Source organism: Treponema bryantii, assembly GCF_900113965.1.
GTDB classification, from domain to species: Bacteria; Spirochaetota; Spirochaetia; order Treponematales; family Treponemataceae; genus Treponema_D; species Treponema_D bryantii_A.
In genome coordinates this window covers 285,396-312,284 of the sequence record NZ_FORI01000002.1, presented here as the reverse complement: position 1 = coordinate 312,284, position 26,889 = coordinate 285,396, and the positions used below count along the sequence as shown (strand labels likewise).

Here is a 26,889-nt window from a genome sequence, read left to right as displayed (position 1 = left end):
AATCCTCTACTACTCTGAAAGCTTATTCTTAAGCACTTTAATGGTCTGACATAAAGGAAGACGTGCCGGACAAACTGTATTACACAAACCGCATTCTATGCAGGCAAATGATGAAGCCGCATAGTTTTCTCTAAGAAGTTTAAAGTGAACTGTATGATTATACAGAATATCTGGAGAAAGCTTTACAGGACATGCAAAACGACAGTTTCCACAGTTTATGCACTGGTAAATCTGTTCATCTGTATTTCGTTTTTTAGAAAGGAATTCTACAGACTTTACATATTTCGTAATCGGAATATCAAGGCTCTTAACGGAGTTTCCGCAGAGCATTCCGTTTATGATGATATGAGCCGGCTCTTTTACAAAACCGCCAATCTGTGGAATTATATCTCTAAGTGAGGTTCCAAGTTTTACATCAAGCATGCAGGATGCGTTAAGACAGTTTCCGGAAAAATGAACAAGCCTGTCTACACAAGGTACTGAAAGAACTGCAGCTTTATATACTTCATAAATTGTTGAAGAATCTGTAAATAAATCTCGTTTTGTAAGTGTGAAATTGCAGAGCTTATTGAGAGGTCCTCTTACAAAGGCAGAAACAATTTCTCTTGGAGTTCCACAAGGATATCTTTGAATCTTCATTTCGAGCATATAGATATCTTTGTACTCAGGATTTGTAGCCCACGCTTTACTGTCTGATTTGTGATCAATTGCAAATACAATTCCTTTTGCATTAATTGCTTTTGCAAGAATACGTGCACCTTTTACAATTTCATCAAAATAAAACTTTGTAACAAGTGAATCTGTAATGCGGTAAGGATCTTCATCAAAAAGTCTTACAACAAGATTTCTGGTTTCACTACCCTCATTTATCTTTTCAATCTGAACGCCAAGGTTTTCTGGAATTGCAGTTTTAAAAGTATTGATTACACCGTTTTTAATAAGAGTTCTTGCAATCTCAACCTGATTATAATCTGCAGTTGATTTTTCCTGATGGATTTTTCCAAGATAAGACAAAGCACCGCCAAACTGAATCTTTACAGCAAATTCCTGTCTGCCATTTGGTGAGAAACAAGGCTCTGTAGAAATAACTTTTCCCGGAACAGATGAATGAAGTGAACTTGTCCAGCCCTTTTCAATTTCTGTCTGAGCAATTACATCACCTTCTTTTACAGTATCACCAGGTTTTACAATGCATTTATAACTTGAATCTCTTTCCTGTGTTAAAGGAATACTGACAATTTTTGGCAAAAATGCTTTTTGTGAAGTATTGTAATTTTTTATAATTGACGAAACTACAGGATTATTTGATTTCATTTATGTATTCCTTTTCTTATAATAATGGAAATATAGATAAAAAGTAATATAAAAAGACAAATAAAGCACATAATTATACCAAATAAATTAATCTGATAGGAAGATGTAGCTGTATAACCGCCGCAAAAATCTTCGCCTTCAGACTTCATTACTTTTTCTACAGAATCAAACTGAAGCTTATCTATGCCTTCATATACTTCTCTACGGAAGGAATCATCATATTTTAAAGTGATTTTTTGTTCCTGAATAATTCCAGTGTCAGGATTTTCTACAAAATCAGAGAATGTAACAACTGAATCATCTTCATCATAATTATTCAATGATTTATACGGATAGGTTTTTACATTCCAGTTCCATTTATAATATTCTTCAAACTGGGGAAGCGAAGTCTCAATATTGTTTGAGTTTCCCGGGAATAAAAGTTTTGCAGAAGAAGTTTTGATTGAATTAGAAGATGTTACAAAAATCAAAAGAATAAATAATGCAACAGCTCCTGTAACAATACTCAAACTTGTAAAAACTTTTCCTGCAAACATTGAAACTCTTTTTGCAGAACGAATATAAACAGGAACAAAGGTCTTTTTATTGCGGATAAAATCTTCAACAAACCAGCAGCTTGCAAGTGCACCCGCTGTTCCTAAAATTGCAAGAATAAATAAAAATCCAGAAGAAACTGAACTTGAGAACGCACAGATAATTGCAATAGCCATCATAGCAGGTGCAGAGTTTCTTTGAATAAGGCTTGTAACTGCTCCTCTTCTTCGCCATAAATTTGAAGCAAAGAAAAGACACAAAAGAGAAAGACAGGTCGCTGTAGCAACAGGATAGAACGGATTACTGTACAAAAATACAAGAGGAATTACAGCACCACAGGCAAATGGAATCTTATTTTTAACAAACAGAAAAAGCATTCCTGCAAGCAAAAGTCCAATAAACGGCAAAAGCCATGGATAATCTGCTGAGCTGTCTTTAATGCATTCAATTCCCTGACTTTCCAGTGTTTTTACAAGAGCAACAGTTTCTGAACTATAAATGCCTGGAATATAATAAAGTCTGTAGGTTTGAGACTTATCATAAAACATAGCGTTTCGTTTATTCAGATATGCGTATTCTGCACTGGTATAATTAAGGCGAAGCATTGAAACTTCAACTGAATTTTCTGAAAGTGAAATCGGTAGATATTGTCCGGAAAGTGAAACTGCGTTTTTAATACCTGCTTTGTTGATTGCAGACATTACTGTAGAATCAGGCGTTTGAACTGGAACACAGACAACAGAATAGTTTTTCCATAATTTTCCAGAAGGAACAGTTTTAAAAACTAAAATGAGAATAAGTGATAAAAGAAAAACAAAAGGTGCGCTGAACTTTATATACTTATTCATGGCCAACTACTTTAACAAAGAGAATGAGAGTCCTACAAAAAAGCCGAGAAGACAACCACAAAGAACTTCCATTGGAGTGTGTCCATCAACCTCTTTAAGGGATTTGTAAGTATCAAGTACTTTTTTATCGCTTAATTCATTTCCCATCTCATTGATTTTCTTTGCCTGAATACCGCTTGAACGTCTAACGCCAAATGCATCGCGGATAACAACAAGAAAGAAACAGAGAGCGAAAATGAATAAATCTGAATGGAGACCGTGACGGAATGCAATAGTAACACAAAGAGAAGTTACAAGTGCTGAGTGACTTGAAGGCATTCCACCTGTTCTCCAGAGCATTACTTCAATTAATTCCGGGAAAGAATGAATACGGCCGTAGATAAGTTTTATGGCAGCTTTAAGGAATTGTGCTCCCAGCCAGCTGAATATACATGAAAGAAGAATAGGATTATGTAAAAAAAGGATAAACTGCTGAGTGAATGTATATGATTCTGCCATAATTAACCAAATTTAAATTTTAAAAAATTTAAATATATTTTAGCATTGAAACTCGAAATTTACTAGTAGAATTTTAATAAATAGATATAATAAATAAGTATGGAATTCAGGGATTTTACAGCAGGAAAAGATGATGACGGAAGAAGACTCGACCGAGTTCTCCGAATCTTCCTTGAAAATTTAAGCATGGGAGAGATCTACAAACTGCTAAGAAAAGGCCTGATTAAAGTCAACAATAAGAAAGCTAAGGCAGATACCCATGTTTCACAGGGCGATGTGATTTCAATTGCTGAGTTTCTTTTTAATTCTGAATCTAAATCCAACGTGGTAACCGCACACTCCCCTGTACCTTCCTCTGAAAATCTAAATATTGTCTTTGAAAATGAGCATCTGCTTATAATTGATAAGCCTTACGGCCGTTCAGTTCATGGCAGTGAAAAAGAAAAAGATGCCGGCTTAGACAAAGAAGTTACTGCCTATTACGAAGCAAAATCAAAAGAGGAAAAGGAAAAATCACTTTCTTTTAGACCGGGCCCTTTACATCGTCTGGACAAAAATACAACCGGCCTTCTCGTGTTTTCAAAAAGTCTTGAAGGCGCACACTGGTTTTCTGAAGGTATAAAAAATCATACAATTCACAAAAAATACTATGGAATTGCTGAGGGAAATCTGGCAAAAACTGAAGAATGGGAAGATAAGCTTTCTGATTCTGATACAACTGAACAGGGCTTTTACACCGTCTCACAAAATACAAGCGGCCTTCTCGCTCAAACTACCGCCAAGCCATTAGCACACGGTAAACTTGCCGGCCACGATATTACACTGGTTGAGTATGCAATAAAGACCGGCCGTAAACACCAGATCCGCGCGCAAAGCAAAATCCACGGACATCCACTAGCCGGCGACACAGCCTACAGCGGACACAAAGACAAACTCTTGAAACGCGAATATTATCTTCAGGCTTACAGCCTCAGTTTTCCAGCAAATCCTCTTGGCCTTCCCCCTGAAATAAAAATAGAGCTTTCTTCTGACTTTTTAGACCTGTTACGATGTTGTGAAATTAAAAATCCTGGTTTATAATATTTAGGTATGGAAAAGAAGCTTTCAGACGTATTAAATATTTTCAAACGAGTTCAGGTTTATGCTTTAGTTGGTGAAAGTGGAACTGGTAAATCTTTCCGTTCAAAGCTTCTTGCCGAACAATATGGCATTCATGCAATTATTGATGACGGCCTTCTGATTCAGGATGAAAAAATTGTAGCCGGCCGCTCAGCCAAACGTGAAAAAACATACATGGGCGCCGTGCGTGCCGCCCTCTTCGACGACAAAGAACACCGCGACTCTGTAGCCCGCGTCCTCAGAAAAACTCACATTAAAAAGATTCTTCTGCTCGGAACTTCAGAAAAAATGGTAAGCAAAATTGCCATGCGTTTGCAGCTTCCTCAGCCACAGAAAATCATTCACATTGAAGAAATTGCCTCAAAAGAAGATATTGAGAAAGCTATAAAATCAAGACAGGTTGAAGGAAAGCATGTAATTCCTGTTCCTTCCATCGAAGTAAAGAAAAACTATTCTCAAATCTTCTCTGCTTCTATGCATGATTTTTTCAGCAAAAACAAACTCTTCAAAAAGGCCGGTAAAAATCTTACCGGTAAGATGATTGAAAAATCTATTGTTCAGCCTGAGTTCTCAAAAAAAGGCCGTATAGAAATTTCAGAGGCTGCTCTCACCCAGATGGTTATGCACTGTGTTAGTGAATGCGACCCTGATGTCAAAATCAAAAAAATCACAATCAAAACCGACAGCCGTGGCTATCGTCTCATCGTAACTATTGATGTTCCGTTCGGTACTCAGCTCACCGGCAAGGTTCACAAACTACAGCAGTATATCATTGATAAAATTGAATCTTTCACAGGTATTCTGATTGAGGAAGTTTCGATTGTTATTGATAAGATTTCTAAGCCAGCCAATATGAAATAAAAAGACCTTCGGGGCAAGCCCGAAGGTTTTATTTTATTTGTTCTTCTGTTTCAGTGTTTTCTTTTTACCCTGAGGTTTTCCCGTTTTCTGCTGCCCCTGCTTTGGCTGCTGTGGCTGTTTAGCAGGCTTTGGCTGTTTTGGTGCAGTCTGATGAACTTTTACTCCATACTCTGCTAAAGCTGATTTTACGGCAAACTCAAGTTCCTTACGAACAGGATTCATTGGAAGTACAAAGTTACGGCATTCAGCCCAGGTTTTTCCATAAAGCTCTGTGTAAGAATATTTATCTGCAGTTTCCTTTTTCCAGTCTGTGAGAGTTCCAACAAAATCTCTGATCAGGAAAAGAAGTTTTTTACCAAGTCGTGCATCAGGTTCTGTCTGATTCAAAAGACCAAGCTGTCTGATGCTTTCCATGTATTTCTTTTCATAATCACGGCTTTCATAAATAAGGCCTGTAGCAGATGGCTGAAGATAAATGAAAAGATCTGTATCCAATGCTTCCTGAACAATTTCGTAGGCATAAACATTGTTTATGATTTTCAAAAGTTCTTCAGTAAGACGAGATGGTGAAACCTGCGATAAAAGGCTAGCAGAGTTTCTGATTTTGTGACGAAGCGCAAGAGGCATTTTTGCATGGGTTGTTGCAGAATATTTGATTGCACGAAGCATGCGAACTGGATCTTCAACAAAGATGCGATCAATTGAAATTACAGGACGAAGTATGTGTTTTTTGATATCACGCATACCGCCAACATAATCAATTACCTGTTCCTGAAGTGGATCATAATACAGAGCGTTCATTGTAAAGTCGCGTCTCTGTACATCTTCTTCAATTGTTCCAAAATCATTACCTACTGAACCTTCGGCATTTGAGCGGAATGTACTTACTTCAAAAATCTTTGTACCAAATACAACATGGACAAGACGGAATCGTCTGCCTATTATGCGAGAATTTCGGAATATTCTTTTTATCTTAGATGGTGTGGCATCGGTTACAATATCAAAATCTTTTGGTTTGTTTCCAACTATTAAATCCCTTACTGCACCGCCAACAATATAAGCTGTGAATCCAGCGTCTCTTAATCGGTTAATAATCTGCAGTGCATCAGGATCTATGTTTTTGTTTGATATCAGGTGTTCCGTTTGTGTATATACAACAGCCTTTTTTATAGGCCGTCCGTGACCATCGGTACCATATCTAATTAGCACGATAATGATATTATTGATATATTTTGTTAATAGTCAAGATAGCTGAAAATTTAAGAGCTTTTACATTATAAATATTTATCGTAAAACTTTGGCTGCCAGTCGCGTTTTTGATATGCAAATACGCGACCGGGAGCCAAGATTTTTACGATTATTTGTTTATAATGCAAAAGCTCTTATAATTACAGTTTATTAATCCAATCAATAATATCATTCTCAACCTGTTCTTTATCATCTTCGTTGAGAATCTCGTGGCGGTCGCCTACATATTCTTTGATTGAAAGATTTTCAATACCGTTTGCTTTGTAGATATTGAAAAGATCTTTAATTGTCTTACCGTAAGAACCAACCGGGTCGTCGCTGCCGTAGATGAAGAAGATTGGGAGAGTTGTCGGAATCTTTTTCATGTTGGCTTTTTTGTGGATTTTGAAAAGACCTTCGGTCATACTGCAGAAGAACGAGTTTGTGAGTGGGAATCCGCACCAGTTGTCCATGATGTACATGTCTACGTTCATCTGGTTCTTTGAAAGCCAGTCTAAGTTTGTTCTAAGAGGATTAATTTTATTGTTGTAGCTTCCAAATGAAAGCTTTTCGAGCAATGCTGTGTGGTTGTTCTTACCTGCAAAGAAAGTAACTATTTTTGCTGCAACAGAACCTACTGCTATAAGAGCCTGACGTGGACCTGCTGTACCACAGAGAATACAACCGTCAATATCAGTTCCGTAATCTTCAATAAAGCCCTGAGAAACAAAAGAACCAAAAGAATGACCAAGAAGAACAGTCTTTTTTCCTGGGAAATCCTGTTTAAGGTTATCTATAACTGCTTTAAGGTCCAGAACTGCACGGTCAAAACCTTTTTTATCTGCAAGTTTTCCGAACATTCCTGTTCCGTTTTTATCTGCATTTTCTGCTGTACGGCCATGGCCACGCATATCATAAGCGTTTAAAACATATCCTCTTTCTGCAAGAATTGAACCGAGTCTGTCGTAGCGCAATGAATGTTCTGCAAGTCCATGATGAAGTTGTATCACTCCTTTAATCTCTTCCTCTGGATCCGGCTGCCATCTGTTTAGACACAGTTCATAACCGTCATCCATTTTCATCATAAAACTTTTCATTAACATATCGTCATCTCCTGAATTACTGTCGAATAATCTATTCTAATTGTATTATTTTATCAGTTTTGGTAAAGTCTTTATATGACTATTATAGCAGACAAAATGGTATTTGGGGGAAAATCTTTAGGAAAAATTGATGGAAAAAATGTATTTGTTCCCTACACCATTCCCGGCGAAAAACTTGAAATTGAAATTACAGAACAAAATAAAGATTATGATAATGCCGAAATTGTAAAGATTCTTGAACCTTCACCTCATCGAATAGAACCTGCCTGCCGTTATTACGGTAAATGCGGTGGCTGTAACATGATGCATATTGAGCCTGCTTATCAGAAAGAACTTAGAAAAGGCATTCTTACAGACATTTTCCGTCAGAATGGAATTGATATTGCAGAAAAAACAGAAATCATAAGCGGTCCTGATTTTAATTACCGTTCACGTTTTCAGTTGAATGATGGCGGACTTTCTCAAAGAAGATCAAATGTAGTTATCAAAATTGAAGAATGTCTTTGTGCAGAAAATGCTGTAAATGATTATCTCAAAAATACTGCTGAACAGCCTCAAAAAAGGCCTGCCGGTCGAAGCCATCTTTTTGGAAGCAGTTTTTCTGAAGAAGGCTTAAAGATTGCCCAGGAAGAAAAAAAAGATAATAAGCCGAATATTACAGGTGGCGGTCAGAAAAATAAAAAACTTAAGATTAAGGAAAATCACTATTTTTCCGGGACTGTTGCTTCTCCACAAAATACAATGACTGTAAACTTTGGCGGACATAAACTTAGCTTTGATGTTCGAGGCTTTTTCCAGTCCAATCTTTTTGTTTTTGAAAAAGTATGCCGTCTCATAACAGACCTTCTGCCAGGAGGTAAAAATATCTTAGATATGTATTCTGGCTGCGGTTCAATTTCTACTTTCCTTACAGAGAAATACGAAAATGTCGTACTCGTAGAACATAACCGCGACGCCCTGGTTTACGCAGAACAAAACCTTGCAGGAACAAAACATATGAGTTACGGCCTAAGCGGTGCGTCTTTTGTTAAGACTTGTGCAGACACATTACCTGCTTTTGATGCGTGTACAATTGACCCTCCACGAAGCGGAATGGAAAAAGAAGTCTGCCAATGGCTGTGTAAATCAAATATTCCTTTGATTCTCTCTCTTTCGTGTGATCCTGCAACACATGCCCGTGACTGTGCAAAACTTATTTCAGCAGGCTACGAACTCAAACAGATGTATCTTCTGGACTTTTATCCAAATACAAGCCACATCGAAAGCCTTGCCGTTCTGGAGCTGAACAGATGAGATTATTCAGAAAGAAAAATATTACAGCATTAGTTTCTGCTCTCTTTATTATATTTTTCTTTCAACCAGTATTTGCTCAGGAAAAACTTTCTGTTTATAACACAAGCTGGAGTTCAGTTTTACCAGGAACTGTAATTTGTCCTCCGGAAGTTACTTCCTACGGCTTTTGTCTTGCCACAGATGCCAGAAACTTAATGGGCTTTTCTTCTTCAGGTGTACTCTTATGGGAAAAAAAGATTGGCCGTGTACGAAATCTTAGCCTTACAGTAATTGGCGAAGACTTTGTGCTTTTTCATGACAGGGATCAGAATATCATAAGACTTTTTAATCCAAGCGGAACAGAAATCTGGTCTAAGGCTCTGGATTTTAAGATGACTTCTAACCCCATGCCTGGTCGCGACGGCCGTATATTTTTCTACGGCGAAAACAAAGTTTTATGTCTTGGAATAAACGGCATTGAAAAATGGAAAATTGAAACTGAATATCAGAAAGACCTTCCAATGCAGGAACTGCCAGATGGTTCAATAATTGTTTTTCTGAATGATGAAAACGGCAAAACCCGTGGCCTTCGTATTTCTCCATTTGGCGAACAGATGGAAAATATTACTTTTACCGGAAGTATAAAAACTACAGATACCTGTAAAGACGGAGTTCTCCTCACCTTTACAGACGGCAGCGCCGGTCTTTTTGCACTTAAAAATGGTCTGGCAAACAGCTGCTGGGTTGCTTCTGTAAAAAGCGGAAATACTTTATTCACTGTAAATAACGATAAATCTGAATACAGACTTCTCGCCCTCTCAAACAATGAAATTACTGTATATAAACTTCATTCAGAAAACGGCTCTGTTGTAAACAGCAAAACAATTACTGGAATTGACGGTACAAAGCTGATTAAAACAAGTCTTTCAGATTCCGGCATATTTTTAGCTGATGAAAATAATGCACTTCTTTTGGATTATGATTTAAAAGAAATCTGGTCGGCTTCAATGCCAGATAATGTCAGAAGCAAAATCATAAATCAGATTATCTATCTCCAGAATGATTATCTTGTTTTCTGTTCGAAAAACTGGTCAATGGACGCCTATCATACTTCTCAGACTACAAAAGAAGCTTTTTCTGCTAAAACTGTCAAAAATAATATACAGTCTGACTATTCTTCTTTTGCTCCACTGGACCTTGCTGAAATAAATTATATTGTTCAGGGAAGCTTTTTAGCGGATATTAAATCACCGGAACGAATCAATCTGATAAAAGAAGGAAGTTATGGCAAAAAAGAACAGGAACTTTTAAGCCAGGTATTGTCTGTTGCCCGCCTTTATTCTCTGGATGCTAATTCTTCTGATTTTGGTATTCATATTGAAAAAACTGTTTTTGAAACTGACTCTGCAGGCTTTGAAAATATCCTGATTCAGCTTGCCCTTTTATGCACAGACCAGACTCAAAATGCAGCGGCAAATATTCTTTCTTCCAGCAATAATAAGATTTATTGCCGTGCCCTGCTTTCAAATATTTACGGCTATGACCCGGATGGAAAACTTTTGGATGCCATTGAAAAAAGTGCTGCAAGATTTGGAAATAAAGATTCTGTATATCTTAATACAGTCTGCGATTGTGTTTATTCAATCTGTCTTTTTATGGGCCGTCCTGCCTATAATAAAAAGGGAAAAGAAATCCTCAAAACGTTCATGGGGCCAGGCTATACCTTCAATACAAGAACTTACGCGCGCGACACCCTCAAAAAAATTATCTCACTTGAATTATAATTAATTGGAAAATTCGCCGATCATGTGTTAAAATTATTTAAATATTTTAGATAGTTAAAGAGGTTTTTTATGAAGAAATATATGCTGCTGCTTGTTTCAGCAATCTTTTCTGCCGGATTATTCGCTCTTGAAGTAAACAAAAATGAGCTTAATTCCACTGGCGATACAACAATCGAATTCATTAACTATACAGGCCCTCACAAGGTAATAGATTCTGTTGCTGCAATTAAAGGTATTGGTAGCGGACTTGGAAACCAGGTTGCAAAAGATCCTTCAAAGCCAACTTCAACAGCTAAAAACACAAAATATTATGTAATTCACGCAGTTGATGAAAGCGAAACCGGAAAGCTTGATGCTGATATCCTTTTTATTGGCGCTGATGCAACTGTTGACCATATTAAGAACCTCAGAAGAATTATTGCCGCTTACCTTTCTTCTGCTTACGGTTACAGCGAAGCTGATGCTGATACACTTTCTGTTTTCATTACAGTTTATAACGCTGTTTACCGCAGTAAGCTCGATACCTTCAAATCAAAATATAAAAACGTAGTAATTGAAAATCTTTCTGCAGATAACTGTGGTCTTTCTGTAAATTACAAAGACTGGCCTGGAAAATCTGAAATTGTAATTCCTCTTTATGATGTAAATAACGGCGGACTTTCTACTGTTGATACTTCTGTTATCAGCGATTCTTCTGTAGTTAATTCAATGAAAGAAGATGATGACATGAATGTTGAAAGCCGTAAAGAAATGGTAGATATCAAGGAACGTGAAGCTGATGCTGCATCTGAAAAAGCAAAGGAAGCTCAGAAGGAAGCTGTAAGCGAACAGAAGAAACTTGAAGAAGAAAAGAAAAAGACTACTGAAGCAAAGAAAGAAGCTGATGATGCTCAGAAAAAAGCTGAAGAAAAGCAGAAAGTAGCAGATCAGAATCCAGATGATAAGAAAGCTCAGGAAGAAGCTAAAGAAGCCAAGAACGAAGCTGAAGAAAAGAAACAGGCTGCCGAGGAACAGCAGGCTAAGACTGAAGAACAGCAGGCTAAAACTGACGAAAAGAAGCAGGAAGCTAAAGAACAGCAGACTCTTGCAGATAAAAAAGAAACTGAAGCTCAGAATGAGCGTAAAGAAATAGCAAAGGATCAGGCTGAAGTTCAGAAGAAAGAAGCTGCTCAGGCTCTTATGTCTACAGAGTTTGGTATTATTCTTTCAGATGAAGCCAATATGCTTTCAAGCCTCGTAAAGTTTAATATTGAAACTGGTGAAGTTGTTAAGAACTCCCCTGTTGCACAGATTCGTAACCGTACAGTTTACAAAGAAGGCGAAAACTTCATTGCAATTGCCGGTGAGAATTCAAAGAAAGGCGCTGTAAAGCTTGTTACAATTGATCCAGAAACTCTTGAGATTTCCGCAGAAAGCGACAACACAATTTCAGAAAACTCCGTACTCGTAAAAGACGGCAGCGACTACTACTGTGTTGTAGATGAAGGCGGAAAGTTCTATCTTGGAAAGTTCGGTGCAGATCTTTCCCTCAAACTTAAATCCCAGATTCAGGTTAAAGCCGGTACACCGGTTACTGTTACAGATGGTGGTATTGTAGTAACTGATTCTAATGGAAAGTTGAGATTGCTTGATAAGAAAGACTTGTCAGTGGTATCTAATTCGAATAATGCTGATGCTAAATAGCGATTAGAATTGAATATTCAGTAAACTAAAAAAATGGGATTATGGCTCCCGCAGAAATTCCAACCTTACTTCGCAGGGCGAAAATGATGCTCAGCAAGGTTGGATTTTTGCTCCGCCATAATCCCATTTTTTATTTAACAGACTAATTAATTATCATCCGCTTTATTCTCAAACTTGGAATATGCTGGAAGGAACATAATAGGAATATCACCGGTCGCACCGTTTCGCTGCTTAGCAAGGATAATCTTTGCATCCTGTGCTACAACTTCATCCTTAAGACGATCACGGTGAAGGAACATTACAACGTCGGCATCCTGTTCAATAGAACCAGAACCACGCAGCTGAGCAAGGTTTGGCTCGTTTCCTTCGGCATCTCGGGAAACCTGACAAAGGGCTACGATTGGAATTTCAAGCTCGCGGGCAAGTGCTTTCAGAGATTTTGAAATCTCACTAACCTGCTCCCACTGTTCCTTTTTATTATCATCAACTGTAATCAAACCAATATAGTCAATGAAGATGATTTTTACTCCCTGATTTTTAACCATTCGGCGGGCAACTGCACGAACATCAATAAGCTTCATGTTAGGAGTATCTACTGTATATAAAGGAGCTTCAAACCAGCGGCCTGCAGCATCCTGAATCTTCTTTACATCATCAACCTTGAGCATACCGGAACGGATTTTCTGCATTGGAACACGTGCTTCCTGTGCAAGTAAACGCATGCCGATTGACTCATAAGGCATTTCAAGTGAGAAGAAACCGCAAGGGATACGTTTTTCACAGGCGATATTCTGAATTATTGAAAGTGCAAGCGCTGTCTTACCGATAGAAGGACGCGCACCAATAATAATAAGTTCGGAATTCTGAAAACCGGAAGTATAAGTGTCGAGCTTTGCAAAGCCTGTAGGAACTCCGGTAAACTGGTTTTTATTTTTATATCGTTTTTCAATAAGTTCAATTTCTTTGAACATAATGTCTTTTGCAGAATAAACTTCTGTAGTTTCATTACGTTCTGCAAGTGCAAAGATTTTCTGCTCTGCACTATCAAGAAGAGCATCACTGTCTTTCTGTAAATCAAATGATGATGCTTTTAATTCAGAAGAGATTTTAATGAGGTCTCGGCGTGATGCACGATCGAGAACCATATCAGCATAGTAATCAATATTGGCAGCAGAAGGAACAGTGTCTGTAAGGGAAGCAATGTATGCTGCTCCACCGGCCTGTTCGAGTTTTCCTTCAACTGTAAGTTCGTTAATGAGAGAAATGGTATCACCAGTGGCATTCTGGGTGAAAAGTTTGAGCATTGCATCAAAAATTACCTGATTCTGAAGGGAATAAAATCGGTCTGCTCTGAGTTTGGAAACAACATCTGCCATTGCTGTCCAGTTTAATAAAAGAGCTCCGAGTACAGCCTGTTCAGCTTCAATGTTATGTGGTGGAACTTTGTCTTTTAATGCTTCATCCATTTTTTAATACTCCCTGTTTACAGTATATATGCTTTTACAGATAAAAAAAAGTCGGAAATACAATGTATTACCGACTTTTTATTCGTATAAGCTGATTAAAGCTTTACAAATTATTCAGCATCAGCAGCTGGAGCTTCTTCCTTTGCAGGTTCAGCTTTCTTTTCAGCCTTCTTTTCTGCTGGAGCTCCACCTTCTACTGGCTGTGCTTTTACAGCAACGTGGATTTCAGCAACCTGTGCTTCATAAAGTTTGATTGTAGCTTTGAAGTTTCCAACAGATTTGATTGTAGATCCTGGAATTTCAATTCTCTTGCGCTCGATTTCGAAACCGAGTTTAGCAAGTGCTTCTGCAACAACGTTAGCTGTAACTGCAGCATAGAGTTTTCCGTTTGCAGCAGCTGGCATTGTAAGTTCGATAACTGTAGCTTCGAGCTTTTCCTTAAGGCTTGCAGAATCCTTTCTCTTCTGCTCTTTGCGAGCTTCGATTTCAGCCTTGCGGCCTTCGAAAATTGCTACTGTAGCTTCATTGTAAGGTACAGCAAGATTACGTGGAAGAAGGAAGTTGCGTGCATATCCGTTAGCAACGTTCTTTACATCTCCCTCTTCACCAAGTGATTTAACGTCTACGTTAAGAATTACTTTCATTTCAAGCTCCTGTAATATTTTTACGGATCAGCTCGGAGTATGAGCTGTCCGCGTTATTAAAATTTTGGCTTAGTCAGCAACGTAAGGGAGCAAACAAATTGATCTTGCTCTCTTAATAGCCTTAGCAACTTCACGCTGGTGCTTTGCACATGTACCTGTGATGCGGCGTGGAAGGATCTTACCGCGCTCTGTCATATAACGGCGGAGAGCATCAGCATCCTTGTAGTCAATCTTTGCTTTGTTAGCACAGAAACGGCATACCTTTTTGCGGAAGTATGTCTTTCCCTTTGCGCGTCCGTCACGATCTTCTTCGCGACCTTCTGAAGCAGTTGTATCAGCCATAGCTGCTTCCTGTGTCTGTTTTTCTTCCATTTCCTGTGTATTTTCTTCAGACATAATTTTACCTCTTAATTAGTCAATTAGAATGGGATATCTTCCGGGAAATCGTTACCAGTATCTCCGTAAGGTTCAGACTGATAGCTGCTCTGGAAACCACCATTACCACCATTGTTAGCTGGCTGGAATCTAGGAGCACCCCCTGCCATTGGACTTGATCCGCCCTGGCTGTTATCTCCACGTCCGCCGAGCAACCAAACCTGGTCAGCAACGATTGTTACTCTGCTCTGCTTCTGTCCATCTTTTTCCCAACGGTCCTGTTTTAAGTATCCTTCGACACAAATCTGTTTTCCCTTGGTAAGATATGGTTTTAAGTTCTCTGCGGTTTTACCCCAGATTGTAACGTTAAAGAAGTTAGCTTCTTCAACCCACTGGTCACCACTTTTCTTGCTTCTATTGACAGCAATGCTCACATTAGCTCTGGCCTGTCCGTTTCCAACATAACCGAAACTTCTTTCATCAGAACCAAGGTCCTGTGTGAGACGGCCAATAAGTGTTACATGATTTAAGTCTGTCATTAAAAGCTCCTTACCGCATTTAGCGGCTTATTCTACTTTGATTCTTTTTCGTCAAGTCTTACGAACTGGTACTTCAAAAGATTCATATTGATTTTGAAATCTTTTCCAATTTCAACGATTTTTGAAGGATTGAGTTTCATTGTGTAGAGAACAAAGCGTCCCTTCTTCTGTTTGTTGATCTGGTAAGTAAGGTCGCGGTCGCCGAATGCTTTTTCTTCTTCGATTTCAGCGCCGAATTTAGCGAGAGTGCTTTTTACGTCGTCAGCACCTTTCTTTGACTTTTCATCATCGAGTGGATAAATAGTCATGAGTTCATACTTTTTCATAAGTATTCTCCTATAAAAAATTTATTAGGAGGTGGTTATACACACTTTTTAGAAAGAGTATATTGTTCCTCCTTATGGATAAAGAGAATCATATTTCAGATTCCCAAGGGGTGTTCTAGTAATATATCAAAATAAGAAAAAACAGTCAATTTAGTATAAGAAAGATAATTAAATACGGAGCGACGAGGATCACCGTTTTCTGTGGTGTTTTCAGGCGGAAGCATTTTTAGATTCTCTAAGAACTGTTTAAATATACATATTGCCGATTCTTTTCTATTCATTTATAATTTAATATATGACTTTCATTAAAAGAATTCTGTTTATTCTTATTATCTCTAGTTTTATATTTCCAATGTCTGCATTCTCATCAAGAAAAAAAGTGATTGATGATGAAGAAGCAATGAAGCGTCAGCAGGAGCTTATGGAAAAACGTGCCAAAGCTGAGGCTGACATTGCGGCTAGAAGAGAACAGCTGGATCGTGAAGAACAGGAAAGAATTGAACAGGAACGACTGGAAGCTGAACGGCTTGAAGCCGAAAGAATAGCCCAGGAAAAAGCTGCAGAGGAAGAAGAACAACGCCGTCTTGAAGAAGAAAAACTTGAGGCAGAGCGTCTTGAAAAAGAAAGACTTGAACAGGCTGCCCTTGAAGAAAAAAGACAGCAGGAATTATTACAGCAGCAGCTTGAACTTGAACTTGAACGACAGAAATCAGCATCAGAAAAAAATAAAAAAGAATATCTTAGTGACTATATGATTTACGATATAGAAACTATTGATGACGTTGCAGCAGATACTGATGATTATTACAGAATTGCAAATCCAGATGAAAAAGATGCAGCCGGAAGAACTCTTCTTATGCGTGCTGCTAAAAGTGGAAATGAATGGGAATTAAAAAATCTTATAGAATCTGGAGCAGATGTAAATCTTACAGATAACGATGGCTGGACAGCCCTTATGTATGCGGTTAGATACAGTGAAGGTCTTGAGTGTGTAGAGTCTCTGCTCGAAGCAGGTGCTGATATCACTAAGAAAAATAATTACGGCTCTTCTGCCCTCGCAATGGCTGCGACCTTTAATGGAAATCCACAGATCTTAAATGAACTGCTTACAGAATATAAAGGTTCAGATAAAGAAGTTTTAAGAGCTCTTATTTTACTGCTTTCAGAACAGAATATTTCAGAAAGACAACAACTTACAAAACTTCAACTCTTTATGGATAAGGGAGTTCCTTTAAATGTTTTGTATGAAGGAAAAACTCCTTTGATCTATGCAGCACAATATGGAAATTCAACAAAAGTAATTCAAAAGCTTTTAGATAATCAGGCTTCTGTAACCTTACGTTCTACAGAAGGTAAAACTGCTTTTGATTACGCAATGAACAATTATAATCTTGCCCATGATGAAACATACTGGGCATTAAATCAAAGATAGGTACAGCATGAGAATTACCGGTGGAAAATTAAAAGGAAGAATTATTAAATGTCCTGATGGTGTTATCAGACCCGCAATGGACAGAATGAGAGAATCAGTGTTTTCAATTCTCGGAGATTTAACCGGCAAGTCGTGGCTGGACTTATTTTCCGGCTCCGGAACAATTGCAATTGAAGCAGTTTCAAGAGGTTCTAAAGATGTAGAACTTTGCGAAAAAGATAAAATTAAAGTTGGAACAGTTTTGGAAAATGTTTCAGTTACAGAAAAAGATTGCGGCGTAAAAATCAAATGTCATTTTATGCCGGTTGAATATTTTATCAAACGCTGTAAACGTTCGTTTGATTATATCTTTTTTGATCCTCCCTTTCCTTACAGATTTCATGAGCAGCTGGTTCTTCAGTGCGATCAGAATAATATGCTTAATGAAACCGGAACAATTATGGTTCACAGACCGGAAGAGCATTTTATGCCGGATACAATTGGACGTCTTGTAAGAACAGACCAGAGAACTTATGGCCGTTCCATTGTGGATTTTTACACATATCCAAAATCAGAATCAAAAGAGAATTAATAACAATTTGTTATGAAATTTAAGGTAAAACGCCTATTTTCATTTCTTAAAATAGCCTGTAGTTTTTAAGTCAAAATTAATTTCTTTTTTGACATATACAAATAATATGTTATAATTTATCATATATTATTGTAAATTATGAACGATAGAAAAAGTTTAGAAAAAAAATTTACTGACGCAGTTCAAGAACAAAAAATACCGGATGGGTTTATAAAAGTAACTGACAATCCTGTTGATGGTCTTAGTTCCGAGCAGAAAGTTATTCTAAACAGAAAAGCAAACATGATGTTCAATAACGGCAACGTTGAAGATGCCAGAAGAATCTATATTACAACAGGTTATTCTGACGGTCTTACCCGTGTTGGCGATTATTACATGAACAAAAATGAAAGCTTAAAAGCCCTCAAAGCTTACTATCTCGCCCATAATAAAAGAGATGCTGAGCCGATTTATGAAAATCTGGCAAAAGTAATCTCAACAATCATAAAAGACTAAAATACGAAGGACAAAAAAAAACGGAGTTTTAAAAATGGATAAATTCACTCATACTGAAGACATTATGATGCCTGAAACATTTATTGATCCATCTTCATCAGAAACAAAACCTGATGAGACGACAAATAAAATTTCAGATTTATCTAAAAAAGGTTATCAGCTTATTAAGGAAAATGACATTCAGGGAGCAAAGAAAGCATTTAACGAAATTCTTGAACTTGAAGAGAATAACAATTATGCTCTCGTAGGCCTTGGAGATACAGAACGCAAATTAAATCATTTTAATGATGCAATTTCATATTATAAAAAATGTCTTGAATACTATCCTGCAAATAACTATGCCCTCTTCGGACTTGCAGATTGTTATAAGGCATTGAATCAGTATGCAAAGGCAATTGATATCTGGCAGCAGTATCTTGTTCACGATGACAAGAACATCACTGTAATTACACGTGTTGCAGACGCATACCGCAAAATCCATGACTTCAGAAAATCAAAGGATCTTTATCTTAAAGTTCTTGAAATGGAAAAGGACAATGCTTACGCACTTATCGGTCTAGGACATTTGAACTATGACTTTAAGGAATATAAAGAAGCTCTTTATTACTGGACTCGCATTTACGAACTCAATGATAAAAACACTGTTGATATTCGTGTATTAACTGCAATCGGAAACTGCCACAGAAAGCTTAAGACATTTGAAGAAGGTACAAAGTATTTTGAAATGGCACTTGAGCGTGAGCCTGCTAACTTCTATGCCCTCTTTGGTCTTGCAGACTGCTATCGTGGTATGAACCAGCAGTTCAAATCAATTTTCTACTGGAATAAGATTCTTGAAATAGATCCTAAAAACAAGGTTATCCTTACACGTGCCGGTGATGCTTACCGCACAACAGGAAACTATCAGGAAGCTAAATCATACTACAATAAAGCTCTTGAAATTGACTTTGATATTTATGCCGCTATTGGTCTTGCCCTCATCTGCAAAGGTGAAGGTAATAACGAAGAGGCTGCAAAGCGTTTCGAAAACCTTATCAAGAATGATCCACGCAACGGACGCCTTTATGTTGACCTTGCAGAATGCTATGTTGCAATGAATCGCAAGCAGGATGCTATTAAAGTCCTCAGCGATTACATGAAGATGGACAGCCGCAATATTGCTGTTCGCAACACTCTTGATAAACTTCAGAGAAACTAATACATTCTCTCTTATGAATCAGATTGTTTTAACAGGACTCCTACCTACTGAAATTTGTGAGCAGCTTGAGCTGCCGCAGAAATTCAGAGGGACTCAGATTTTTAAATGGATTGGAAGCGGAGTTACTGACTTTGATGCCATGACTAATCTTAGTGCAGATCTCCGTGCATCATTAAAAGAAAAAGCCCTTCTCCGCTCTTCTACAGTAAGTAATGTATTAAAAGATCCTGATGGAACAATCAAACTTCAGATTACTTTACATGACGGTAATGCAGTTGAAACCGTATTACTTACAGACCGCGAAGACAGAAAAACTGCCTGTGTTTCCTGCCAGGCCGGTTGTGCAATGAAATGTGCCTTCTGTCAGACAGGAACTCTTGGTCTTTCAAGAAATCTTGAAGCTTCAGAAATCGTAGAACAGTTTTTATACCTGGAAAGTATAGCTGGTAAATTAGACAACATCGTATTTATGGGCATGGGTGAACCTATGCAGAACCTTGCCGGAATAAGACGTGCAATTGAGATTCTCTGCCATAAAGACGGGCGCGCTCTTTCTTCAAAACGCATAACTCTTTCTACATGCGGTATTGTAAAAGGCATTTATGATTTGGCTGATAATGGTCCAGCAATAAGACTTGCAGTTTCTCTTACAACTGCCAATGAAGATTTACGAAAAGAACTGATGCCTGTTTGCCGTGTTCAGGAAAATTCTCTGGCAGAACTCAGAAAGGCTATTTCATATTATGCAGAAAAGTCTGGACGAAGAGTTACTCTTGAAGCTGCTCTTATGCATGAAAAAAACACAGACGAAATCAGTGCACAGAATATGATAAGCTTTGCGCGTGGAATAGATGTAAATGTAAACCTTATTCCATGGAACCCGGTTTCTACTCTTCCATTCGAAGAACCTTCTAAAAATGAAGTTTCACGGTTTGTTGAAAAACTTGAAAAAGCCGGCTTAAATGTAACACTCCGAACAAGACGTGGAAGAAAAATCGGCGGAGCCTGCGGTCAGCTAGGTAAAACACAGTAAAAAAATAATTTTTTATTAAAATTCATTTGACATTCCTTTTTATTATGTTATGATATTTATCAGAGTGATAGTAATACTATCACAACTATAGAAATCAAAACAGGAAGGGAATATGAAAACATATCAGGCTCATTCTGACTACACTGCAAAGAACAATTCAATTATCGATGTTCTTCGTTTAAGTGATTTTGTAGATGAATCAAAATACCGTGTAAATAATGCATGTATTAATATCGGTGGCTGGCAAAGCTGGAGCCCTTGTACAGATGTATTCCCAGAAGAAAAGCAGCCTTCCCTTACCTGCCGTCTCATAAATCAATGGAATGCTTACTTAGTATTCCCACAGACTAGCCACAAGCCGGACCGTAACATTGTACTCGGACAGTTTGTAACATATCTCAGATGGAACAATTATTATCTTGTTTTTGCTTCTGTAGGAAATGTTGGCGGAACTCTCCCACCCGTTCAGTTTATTTTTAATCGTAAAGAAAATACCGTAAGCATTGAAATCTGTGATAAGGGAAATGAATGGAAAGACGGAGACATTACTGCCCGTATTGAAATCTTTACCGCAGAATCATTTTTTGAATGCAAGGAAAAACTTGCTGCTGTTTTTGGTAAAGAACATTTTGAATCAGTAAAATTCCTCGGTTCAAAACCAGCAGGCTGGGAAAGCTGGTACAATCACTATGCTAACATTAACGAAAACCTTATCCGCGAAGACTTAAAAAATCTTACAACAACAGACAACATCATTAAGCTTGGAAACTACACTTCAAAAATCTTCCAGATAGATGATGGCTGGGAACAGGCATTGGGTGACTGGGACCTTAATTCAGAACGCTTCCCAGATTCTTTTTCAAACATCACAAAAGATATAGAAGCACAGGGCTTTATTCCTGGACTCTGGATTGCACCATTTATTATTGACTCAAGAAGTAAAACTGCAACTGCACATCCAGACTGGCTCTTACGCGATGAAAACGGAAATCTTGTTCCTGCAGGATACAACCCTTTGTGGGGAAAGAAAGGAACTTTCTATTGCCTTGATTTAAGCCGTGATGAGGTAATTGCTCATCTAGATTCAATTCTCGACAAGATTATTAATCAGTGGGGCTTCAGATATATAAAGCTCGATTTCCTTTACGCAGGAATGCTCTGGGGGAATTATTCACAGAAAACCGCTTCTTATAAAATCTTTACAAGAGCATTAAAGACAATCACTTCAAGAAAAGTAACTAAAGACGGAAAGCCTGTTGCATACTTAGGTTGTGGATGTCCTTTCGAATTAAGCTTTAAATATCTTCCTCTTTCAAGAATCGGTTGTGATACTCTTGAAAAATGGACTAATCCAATGCTCCGTTTTATCAATTGGAATGGACGTAACGAAGCTTATCTTAATATTAAAGATACTCTCGGACACGCTCTTTGGAACAATACAATCTTTATTAATGACCCGGATGTTATTTTCATTCGCGAAGAAAATTGTACTCTTACAAAAAATCAGAAATTCCTCATTGCTGCAGTAAATGAACTTTTTGGTAGTCAGCTTATGTATTCTGATGACCCGGGAAATGCAAAGGAAGCTGAAAAAGAATTAACTAAAGAAATTCTGGAGTTTACAAATAAATATGAAAATGAAGAATTTGAGATTGTTCAGAATGAAAAAGATTATTACACAATCATCTCAAAATCTGGAAGCTACATTGGACATATTGATTTATCTGGCAAAACAGAGTTTGTAATTCAGAAAGCATAACAATGTGTAAAAGGAAACAAGGAGAAAACCATGGAAATATTTGGTAATGAAATTGAAAACAGCGTTTATAAAAAGGCGCTTAGAACTCAGAAGAAGTTCCTTAGAAAATTTGGTGATGACAGAAAAACAGAATATCATCTTACATTAAAAGAAAACGAAGTTCTTACTCCGGCTTTTAATTGTCATACAATTGTTACAGATAAAGAAGCTCAGACAGATACATTTACAGAATCACTTCCTCAAAAGCCTCTCATTATTGGAAACATCAGAATGGGATTCGGTCATTACAGAATCTCTATGGCTATGGCAAGTGCTGCAAAATCTCTCGGCTATACTCCACTCTGGCTCGACCTTAATTCTTTCCCGGAAACAACCTGTACCAAAATCATTTCTTATCAGAATAATCTTTATTCTACAGGAAGCCGTCTCTCTCAGAAGTTCAAGCTTTTTAATAAGATTGTATGGGAACCACTTAATTACGAAGGTTTCAAGAAACTGTCATACAATGCTGGAGATCAGGTAACTGCAGAACTTATGACTCCTCTCTTCCGTGAGATTCCTCAGAACACACCTTTTATCGCAACTCACGTTTGGCCAAGCCAGGCTGCAATTCACGCTGGAATGAGAAATGTTGTAAATGCAATTCCAGATAACTGGCCAATGGCTCTTCATCTTAGCGAAGGAGCTGTTCATACAGTTCAGACTTACAACACATACTGGGGATACAGAACCCTTCATGGTTTTGATGGCAACAAGATTTTGAATCCTATGTCTGATAAAGATATTGTTTGGACTGGTCACTATATTGATCACGAAATCGTAAGCAATATTGAAAAAGACTGTGAAGCAAGAATTGCCAGAGCAAAAGAAGGAAAGCCAATCCGCTTCCTGTTTACAATTGGTGGAGCTGGTGCACAGGGAGAATTCTTTGCATCAATTATCAAAACTCTTTTACCATATGTAAAGAATAATAAGGCTTGTATTTATCTGAACTGTGGTGACTACGAAAACGTATGGAACATGCTTCAGAGAATGATTCCGGAATTTGCAGATGGTTCTGTTTCTGTTACAAAGCATTTCAATAACTGGAATGAAGAACTTGAGTTTGCAAACAAAGCAATTGATGGTCTTGATACAGATGCAGGAACTGGTATTCATGCCTTCTGCAATAAAGATATTTTTGGTGCCGTATATATCACAAACCTTCTTATGCGTGCAACTGATATTCTTGTTACAAAACCAAGTGAGCTTGCTTTCTATCCTGTTCCAAAACTTTTTATCCGCCGTATTGGTGGTCACGAAATGTGGGGAGCAATTCACTCTGCAGAACTTGGTGACGGAACACAGGAATGCGAAACTCCGGAATATGCATGTCAGGTTGTTCAGATGATTATGAATCAACCTTCACTTATTGAAGGTATGTGTCATGCAATCATTGATGAAAAGAAAAAAGGAACTTATGATGGAGCCTACAAGGCAGTGAAAATTGCCGCAGGCGAAATTCACGGACGTAATTTATAAACTATAAATTAAAAAAAAGGAGGACAGCATATACTATGACTGCAGTAGAAAAACTGGCAGAAGAACGAGATGAATTAAAGAATGCAAGAATTGAAAGAATTCTGCAGTCTGCTTTTTCACTCTTTTCTCATACTGGTATTGATGCAATTGCAATGACCGATATTGCGAAAAATGCTGAAATCGGTGTTGCATCTCTTTACCGTTATTTTGAGACAAAAGATGAAATTGCAATCCGTACTGCAATCTGGGCTTGGGAAAATCGTAAGAAAATGATTCTTCCGATTCTTGATGATTCTGGTTATTACAATAAAAATGGAATTAATCAGCTTGAAGAAATCTTTGATTTGTTTTTTAAGCTTTATCAGAATGAACCTGATTTTTTCCGTTATATCTATTTCTTTGATGCTTACTGTGTTTGTCAGAAAATAGATGGCGAAAGATTAATTCCTTATCAGGCTGTAATTGAATCTGTTCAGAAAATTATTTCTGAAGCAATTTTCAAAGGTATTGAAGACGGTTCAATTAACAGTCAGTTCAAAACACATGAAAATGAATTGTATTATTCTCTTATGCATACTCTTTTCTCTGCAACACAGAAACTCAGTTTAAGTGGAAAAATGCTTAAGATGGATGCAACAAAAGATGAGATCCAGCAGCTTAAGCTTCTGGGTAAAGTTTTAATTGGAGGCTTGAAATGAAATCTCTTTCAAAAAAAATTATGTGGTGTTATGCCATTGGTCAGTTGGGCTGGTCTATCATCAGCGGACTTATTGGTTCTTGGCTTGTATATTTTTATCAGCCAAACCAGGAAGCCATTAATGATGGTATGATTTCTTTAATTCCTCAGGGCCGTGTTGTTCTTGGAATTCTTACTTTAATTGGTCTTGTTACTGCTCTTGGACGTGTTTTTGATGCTGTAACTGATCCTCTTGTTGGAAACTGGTCAGATAACTGTAAGAGCAAGCTTGGCCGCCGTATTCCATTTATGCGCTGGTCTGCAATTCCACTTGGAATTGTTTTCATTCTTATTTTCTGCACTCCAATTAATGGTGTTAGTGGAATTAATACAGTATGGCTTTTTGTTACAGTACTCGCCTACTACTTTTTGATTACATGTTATTGTACACCATACACATCCTTACTTGCAGAGCTTCCTAACAATCAGGAAGAAAAACTTAATCTTTCAATGTGTATTTCATTAACCTTTATTGTTGGTACTGGTATTGGATACACTGCTCCTGTAATCTGGGATGTTTTGATTAAAGGTGGAATGGCAAGAATTCCTGCAATGCGTATTACTTTTGCTATTCTTTCTGTTCTTGCTACAATCTTTATGCTTGTTCCTGCATTTGGAATCAATGAAAAAGATTACTGCGATGCAACACCTTCAAGCTCAAATATGTTCTCATCACTTGCAAAGACTTTCAAGAATAAAGATTTCAGAATCTTTGTTGCTCAGGATATTATTTACTTCTTCGGACTTGCAATGTTCCAGACTGGTCTTGCCTTCTTTGTAACAAGTTTACTGCAGCTTCCTGAAAGCATGACAACAGTTATGTTTGTTGGTCTTACTCTGCTTTCTCTTGCTTATTATCCATTTGTTACAAAAATGACTGCAAAATGGGGAAAGAAAAAGCTTTTGATTGCTGCTTTCTTTGGTTTTGTTCTTACATTTGGATTTACAGCACTTTCTGGAGAAATACTTTCTTTCATTCCAATTTACATACAGGCAGCTATTATCGTAATTCTTGGATCTTTCCCTCAGGCAATTTTTGGAATTATCCCTCAGACAATCGTTGCTGATATTGCTCTTGAAGATGAAATCCAAACAGGTGAATCAAGAAGCGGTATGTTCTATGCTGCACGTACATTTGCAATGAAACTTGGACAGTCTCTCGCAATGCTTATGTTCACTTCTCTTGCAACAATCGGTGTTGCAAAAAATGCAGGAGAAGCTGTGGCTGCAGGTTCAACTACAGGTTATCGTGTAGTTGCTTTGGTTGCTTCTATCTGTTGTTTGATTGGTGGCATTATTATGTCTTTCTTTAATGAAAAAAGAGTTATGTCAACCATTGAAAAAGTAGAAAACAAAGCTGAATAAATTACCAGCCGGGCCTTAAAGCCCGGCTTTTTATTTTAAGAATTTCTGTACTTCCACTTATTTTCATATTATAATATTTAAAAAAAAGGAAACTTATATGACTACTAAATCATTTCATTACTTACTAATTACTGCAATAGCCTTTCTTTTTGTTTCCTGTGCTACACTTCCGGGTGGAAACAGTGATCTCAAATTTTCACAAAAATATCAGACTGTTACTATTGATGAAAATTTAAATTACCTTGAAACAAAAATCAGCTATCCACAATTTGAAAATACTCCAGAATTAAACAAACGAATTGAAAATACAATTGTTAATAACTGGAAAAGTTTTAAATCATATTCTAAAAAAGAATGGAATGATATTGTTGCATTAAATGTTAGAGGAGACGCAAAGCTTCCACCTTTTGAATATCTTGTTAATTGCGAAGTTTCTGGTACAAAAAATATTATAAGTGTGCTTATAAATACTTATATTTTCAGCGGCGGTGCTCACGGAACAACAAACCTTGCCAGCCTGAATTATAATATCGAAACTAAAAAATATATTGATATTATAAATGCCACAGAAATGACTTATAATGATATTTCTTCTGTGTGCAGAAATCAGTTATATAAAACACTAATTGATGAAAATAAATCAGCAATAACCCCGGCAGAAAAAGATGCAATGCGAGAAATGATTAACACCGGAGCATTTCCTCAAGCTGGAAATTTTGAAATATTTACAGTAGATGGTGCTAAAGTATATGTATTCTTTGAACCATATTCAGTAGCTCCATACTCATATGGTATTCAAAAAATACAAGTTAAGTAATGCTAACTATAACGTTTTAGTTAGTTTTTTTATTGTACAATTCGCTACACTTCTAGTATTTTAGTGAATTACCCTATGGATTTATATTGAACAAAATATATATTTATTTTATATTGGATTTGGTTATAACAGAGAGTTAACTTTTCAATTTATGAGGTTTTCTTATGCAGAAAAAAATATATGTAGTTGGTATGTTTGATGATGGAACAGCAGGTAAAGTTCAGGCTGCTGTTGCTGCAGTTGCTGGAGTTACTAACTGTGTAGCAAATTGCGAAAAATCTCAGGTACTCGTAGACTACGATGATGCAGGTGCAGAAGCTGCTATCAATGCTGCAATCTCTGGTTGCGGTGTAGACGTACTCGGCTAAT

Annotated in this window: 27 protein-coding genes; 16 read left to right on the top strand and 11 right to left on the bottom strand. The window is 37.3% G+C overall.

The genetic code is table 11. The features are described from left to right. Nucleotides 1-9: 9 nt before the first annotated feature. The 3 genes from BM161_RS04090 to BM161_RS04080 are packed head-to-tail and all read right to left on the bottom strand — an operon-like array spanning nt 10 to nt 3,194. Entirely contained in the window at nt 10-1,314 is a 1,305-nt protein-coding gene (locus tag BM161_RS04090; protein WP_074930663.1) for a 4Fe-4S dicluster domain-containing protein, read from the bottom strand. Then, the gene (locus tag BM161_RS04085) at nt 1,311-2,696 is read right to left on the bottom strand and encodes a hypothetical protein (protein WP_074930662.1); all 1,386 of its coding nucleotides are present in this window, start codon (nt 2,694-2,696) and stop codon (nt 1,311-1,313) included. Before BM161_RS04085 ends, BM161_RS04090 begins: the two co-directional genes overlap by 4 nt. A 6-nt stretch (nt 2,697-2,702) precedes the next feature. Beyond that, entirely contained in the window at nt 2,703-3,194 is a 492-nt protein-coding gene (locus BM161_RS04080; RefSeq protein WP_074930661.1) for a divergent PAP2 family protein, read from the bottom strand. 99 nt (nt 3,195-3,293) lie between these two features. On the opposite strand from BM161_RS04080, the gene BM161_RS04075 reads away from it, so the two are divergent. Together BM161_RS04075 and BM161_RS04070 are read left to right on the top strand one after the other, a co-directional pair. Continuing rightward, nucleotides 3,294-4,274: an RluA family pseudouridine synthase gene (locus BM161_RS04075; protein WP_074930660.1), complete on the top strand. Its 981-nt coding sequence runs from the start codon at nt 3,294-3,296 to the stop codon at nt 4,272-4,274. A 9-nt stretch (nt 4,275-4,283) separates the two neighbouring features. Continuing rightward, complete coding sequence (locus tag BM161_RS04070; protein ID WP_074930659.1) at nt 4,284-5,174, top strand: hypothetical protein; 891 nt, start codon at nt 4,284-4,286, stop codon at nt 5,172-5,174. A gap of 33 nt (nt 5,175-5,207) precedes the next feature. Here BM161_RS04070 and pcnB read toward each other — a convergent pair whose 3' ends face one another. Both pcnB and BM161_RS04060 read right to left on the bottom strand, forming a co-directional pair. Then, complete coding sequence (gene pcnB / locus BM161_RS04065; protein WP_074930658.1) at nt 5,208-6,383, bottom strand: polynucleotide adenylyltransferase PcnB; 1,176 nt, start codon at nt 6,381-6,383, stop codon at nt 5,208-5,210. 179 nt (nt 6,384-6,562) lie between these two features. Beyond that, nucleotides 6,563-7,504, bottom strand: coding sequence for an alpha/beta fold hydrolase (locus BM161_RS04060; RefSeq protein WP_244882667.1), 942 nt, complete (start codon nt 7,502-7,504; stop codon nt 6,563-6,565). 75 nt (nt 7,505-7,579) lie between these two features. On the opposite strand from BM161_RS04060, the gene BM161_RS04055 reads away from it, so the two are divergent. The 3 genes from BM161_RS04055 (at nt 7,580) to BM161_RS04045 (ending at nt 12,243) form a co-directional block, all read left to right on the top strand. Continuing rightward, nucleotides 7,580-8,797 carry a class I SAM-dependent RNA methyltransferase gene (locus tag BM161_RS04055; protein WP_074930657.1) on the top strand — a complete coding sequence of 406 codons (1,218 nt, stop codon included), beginning with the start codon at nt 7,580-7,582 and terminating at the stop codon, nt 8,795-8,797. Next, nucleotides 8,794-10,560: a PQQ-binding-like beta-propeller repeat protein gene (locus BM161_RS04050; protein ID WP_074930656.1), complete on the top strand. Its 1,767-nt coding sequence runs from the start codon at nt 8,794-8,796 to the stop codon at nt 10,558-10,560. The genes BM161_RS04055 and BM161_RS04050 overlap by 4 nt, the downstream gene beginning before the upstream one ends. A 69-nt stretch (nt 10,561-10,629) precedes the next feature. After that, on the top strand, nt 10,630-12,243 hold the full coding sequence (locus tag BM161_RS04045) for a P83/100 family protein (RefSeq protein WP_074930655.1): 1,614 nt from the start codon (nt 10,630-10,632) through the stop codon (nt 12,241-12,243). Nucleotides 12,244-12,389: 146 nt separating this feature from the next. On the opposite strand, the gene dnaB is transcribed toward BM161_RS04045, so the two are convergent. The 6 genes from dnaB to BM161_RS14230 all read right to left on the bottom strand — a co-directional run bounded on the left by dnaB (nt 12,390) and on the right by BM161_RS14230 (nt 15,874). Beyond that, nucleotides 12,390-13,709, bottom strand: a complete 1,320-nt coding sequence (dnaB, locus tag BM161_RS04040) for a replicative DNA helicase (RefSeq protein ID WP_074930654.1) — start codon at nt 13,707-13,709, stop codon at nt 12,390-12,392. Nucleotides 13,710-13,819: 110 nt separating this feature from the next. After that, the gene (gene rplI / locus BM161_RS04035; protein WP_074930653.1) at nt 13,820-14,353 is read right to left on the bottom strand and encodes a 50S ribosomal protein L9; all 534 of its coding nucleotides are present in this window, start codon (nt 14,351-14,353) and stop codon (nt 13,820-13,822) included. Between the two features lie 69 nt (nt 14,354-14,422). After that, nucleotides 14,423-14,695: a 30S ribosomal protein S18 gene (gene rpsR / locus BM161_RS04030; RefSeq protein WP_296827308.1), complete on the bottom strand. Its 273-nt coding sequence runs from the start codon at nt 14,693-14,695 to the stop codon at nt 14,423-14,425. A gap of 77 nt (nt 14,696-14,772) precedes the next feature. Beyond that, a complete protein-coding gene (locus tag BM161_RS04025; RefSeq protein ID WP_074930651.1) occupies nt 14,773-15,267 on the bottom strand; it encodes a single-stranded DNA-binding protein in 495 nt (164 codons plus the stop codon). A 32-nt stretch (nt 15,268-15,299) separates the two neighbouring features. Continuing rightward, on the bottom strand, nt 15,300-15,593 hold the full coding sequence (gene rpsF / locus BM161_RS04020) for a 30S ribosomal protein S6 (RefSeq protein ID WP_074930650.1): 294 nt from the start codon (nt 15,591-15,593) through the stop codon (nt 15,300-15,302). 95 nt (nt 15,594-15,688) lie between these two features. Further along, nucleotides 15,689-15,874 (bottom strand): hypothetical protein, encoded by a 186-nt coding sequence (locus BM161_RS14230; RefSeq protein WP_143090495.1) that lies wholly within the window; start codon nt 15,872-15,874, stop codon nt 15,689-15,691. Between the two features lie 14 nt (nt 15,875-15,888). Here BM161_RS14230 and BM161_RS04015 point away from each other — a divergent pair, with 14 nt between their 5' ends. From BM161_RS04015 to BM161_RS03965, 11 genes are all read left to right on the top strand, one after another. Continuing rightward, nucleotides 15,889-17,025 carry an ankyrin repeat domain-containing protein gene (locus tag BM161_RS04015; RefSeq protein ID WP_074930649.1) on the top strand — a complete coding sequence of 379 codons (1,137 nt, stop codon included), beginning with the start codon at nt 15,889-15,891 and terminating at the stop codon, nt 17,023-17,025. 7 nt (nt 17,026-17,032) lie between these two features. Then, nucleotides 17,033-17,596, top strand: a complete 564-nt coding sequence (gene rsmD, locus BM161_RS04010) for a 16S rRNA (guanine(966)-N(2))-methyltransferase RsmD (RefSeq protein WP_074930648.1) — start codon at nt 17,033-17,035, stop codon at nt 17,594-17,596. Between the two features lie 138 nt (nt 17,597-17,734). Next, nucleotides 17,735-18,091, top strand: coding sequence for a hypothetical protein (locus tag BM161_RS04005; RefSeq protein ID WP_177206201.1), 357 nt, complete (start codon nt 17,735-17,737; stop codon nt 18,089-18,091). A 34-nt stretch (nt 18,092-18,125) separates the two neighbouring features. Beyond that, entirely contained in the window at nt 18,126-19,289 is a 1,164-nt protein-coding gene (locus BM161_RS04000; protein WP_425319044.1) for a tetratricopeptide repeat protein, read from the top strand. Nucleotides 19,290-19,302: 13 nt separating this feature from the next. Then, nucleotides 19,303-20,322: a dual-specificity RNA methyltransferase RlmN gene (gene rlmN / locus BM161_RS03995; RefSeq protein ID WP_074930829.1), complete on the top strand. Its 1,020-nt coding sequence runs from the start codon at nt 19,303-19,305 to the stop codon at nt 20,320-20,322. A gap of 112 nt (nt 20,323-20,434) precedes the next feature. Then, nucleotides 20,435-22,081: a glycoside hydrolase family 36 protein gene (locus BM161_RS03990; RefSeq protein WP_074930647.1), complete on the top strand. Its 1,647-nt coding sequence runs from the start codon at nt 20,435-20,437 to the stop codon at nt 22,079-22,081. 30 nt (nt 22,082-22,111) lie between these two features. Beyond that, entirely contained in the window at nt 22,112-23,602 is a 1,491-nt protein-coding gene (locus tag BM161_RS03985; RefSeq protein WP_074930646.1) for a DUF6937 domain-containing protein, read from the top strand. 35 nt (nt 23,603-23,637) lie between these two features. Then, a complete protein-coding gene (locus BM161_RS03980) occupies nt 23,638-24,300 on the top strand; it encodes a TetR/AcrR family transcriptional regulator (RefSeq protein WP_074930645.1) in 663 nt (220 codons plus the stop codon). Next, on the top strand, nt 24,297-25,703 hold the full coding sequence (locus BM161_RS03975) for an MFS transporter (protein ID WP_074930644.1): 1,407 nt from the start codon (nt 24,297-24,299) through the stop codon (nt 25,701-25,703). The genes BM161_RS03980 and BM161_RS03975 overlap by 4 nt, the downstream gene beginning before the upstream one ends. 97 nt (nt 25,704-25,800) lie before the next feature. After that, nucleotides 25,801-26,520 (top strand): DUF3298 and DUF4163 domain-containing protein, encoded by a 720-nt coding sequence (locus tag BM161_RS03970; RefSeq protein WP_074930643.1) that lies wholly within the window; start codon nt 25,801-25,803, stop codon nt 26,518-26,520. Between the two features lie 164 nt (nt 26,521-26,684). Continuing rightward, complete coding sequence (locus BM161_RS03965; protein WP_074930642.1) at nt 26,685-26,888, top strand: cation transporter; 204 nt, start codon at nt 26,685-26,687, stop codon at nt 26,886-26,888. Nucleotide 26,889 lies beyond the last annotated feature (1 nt).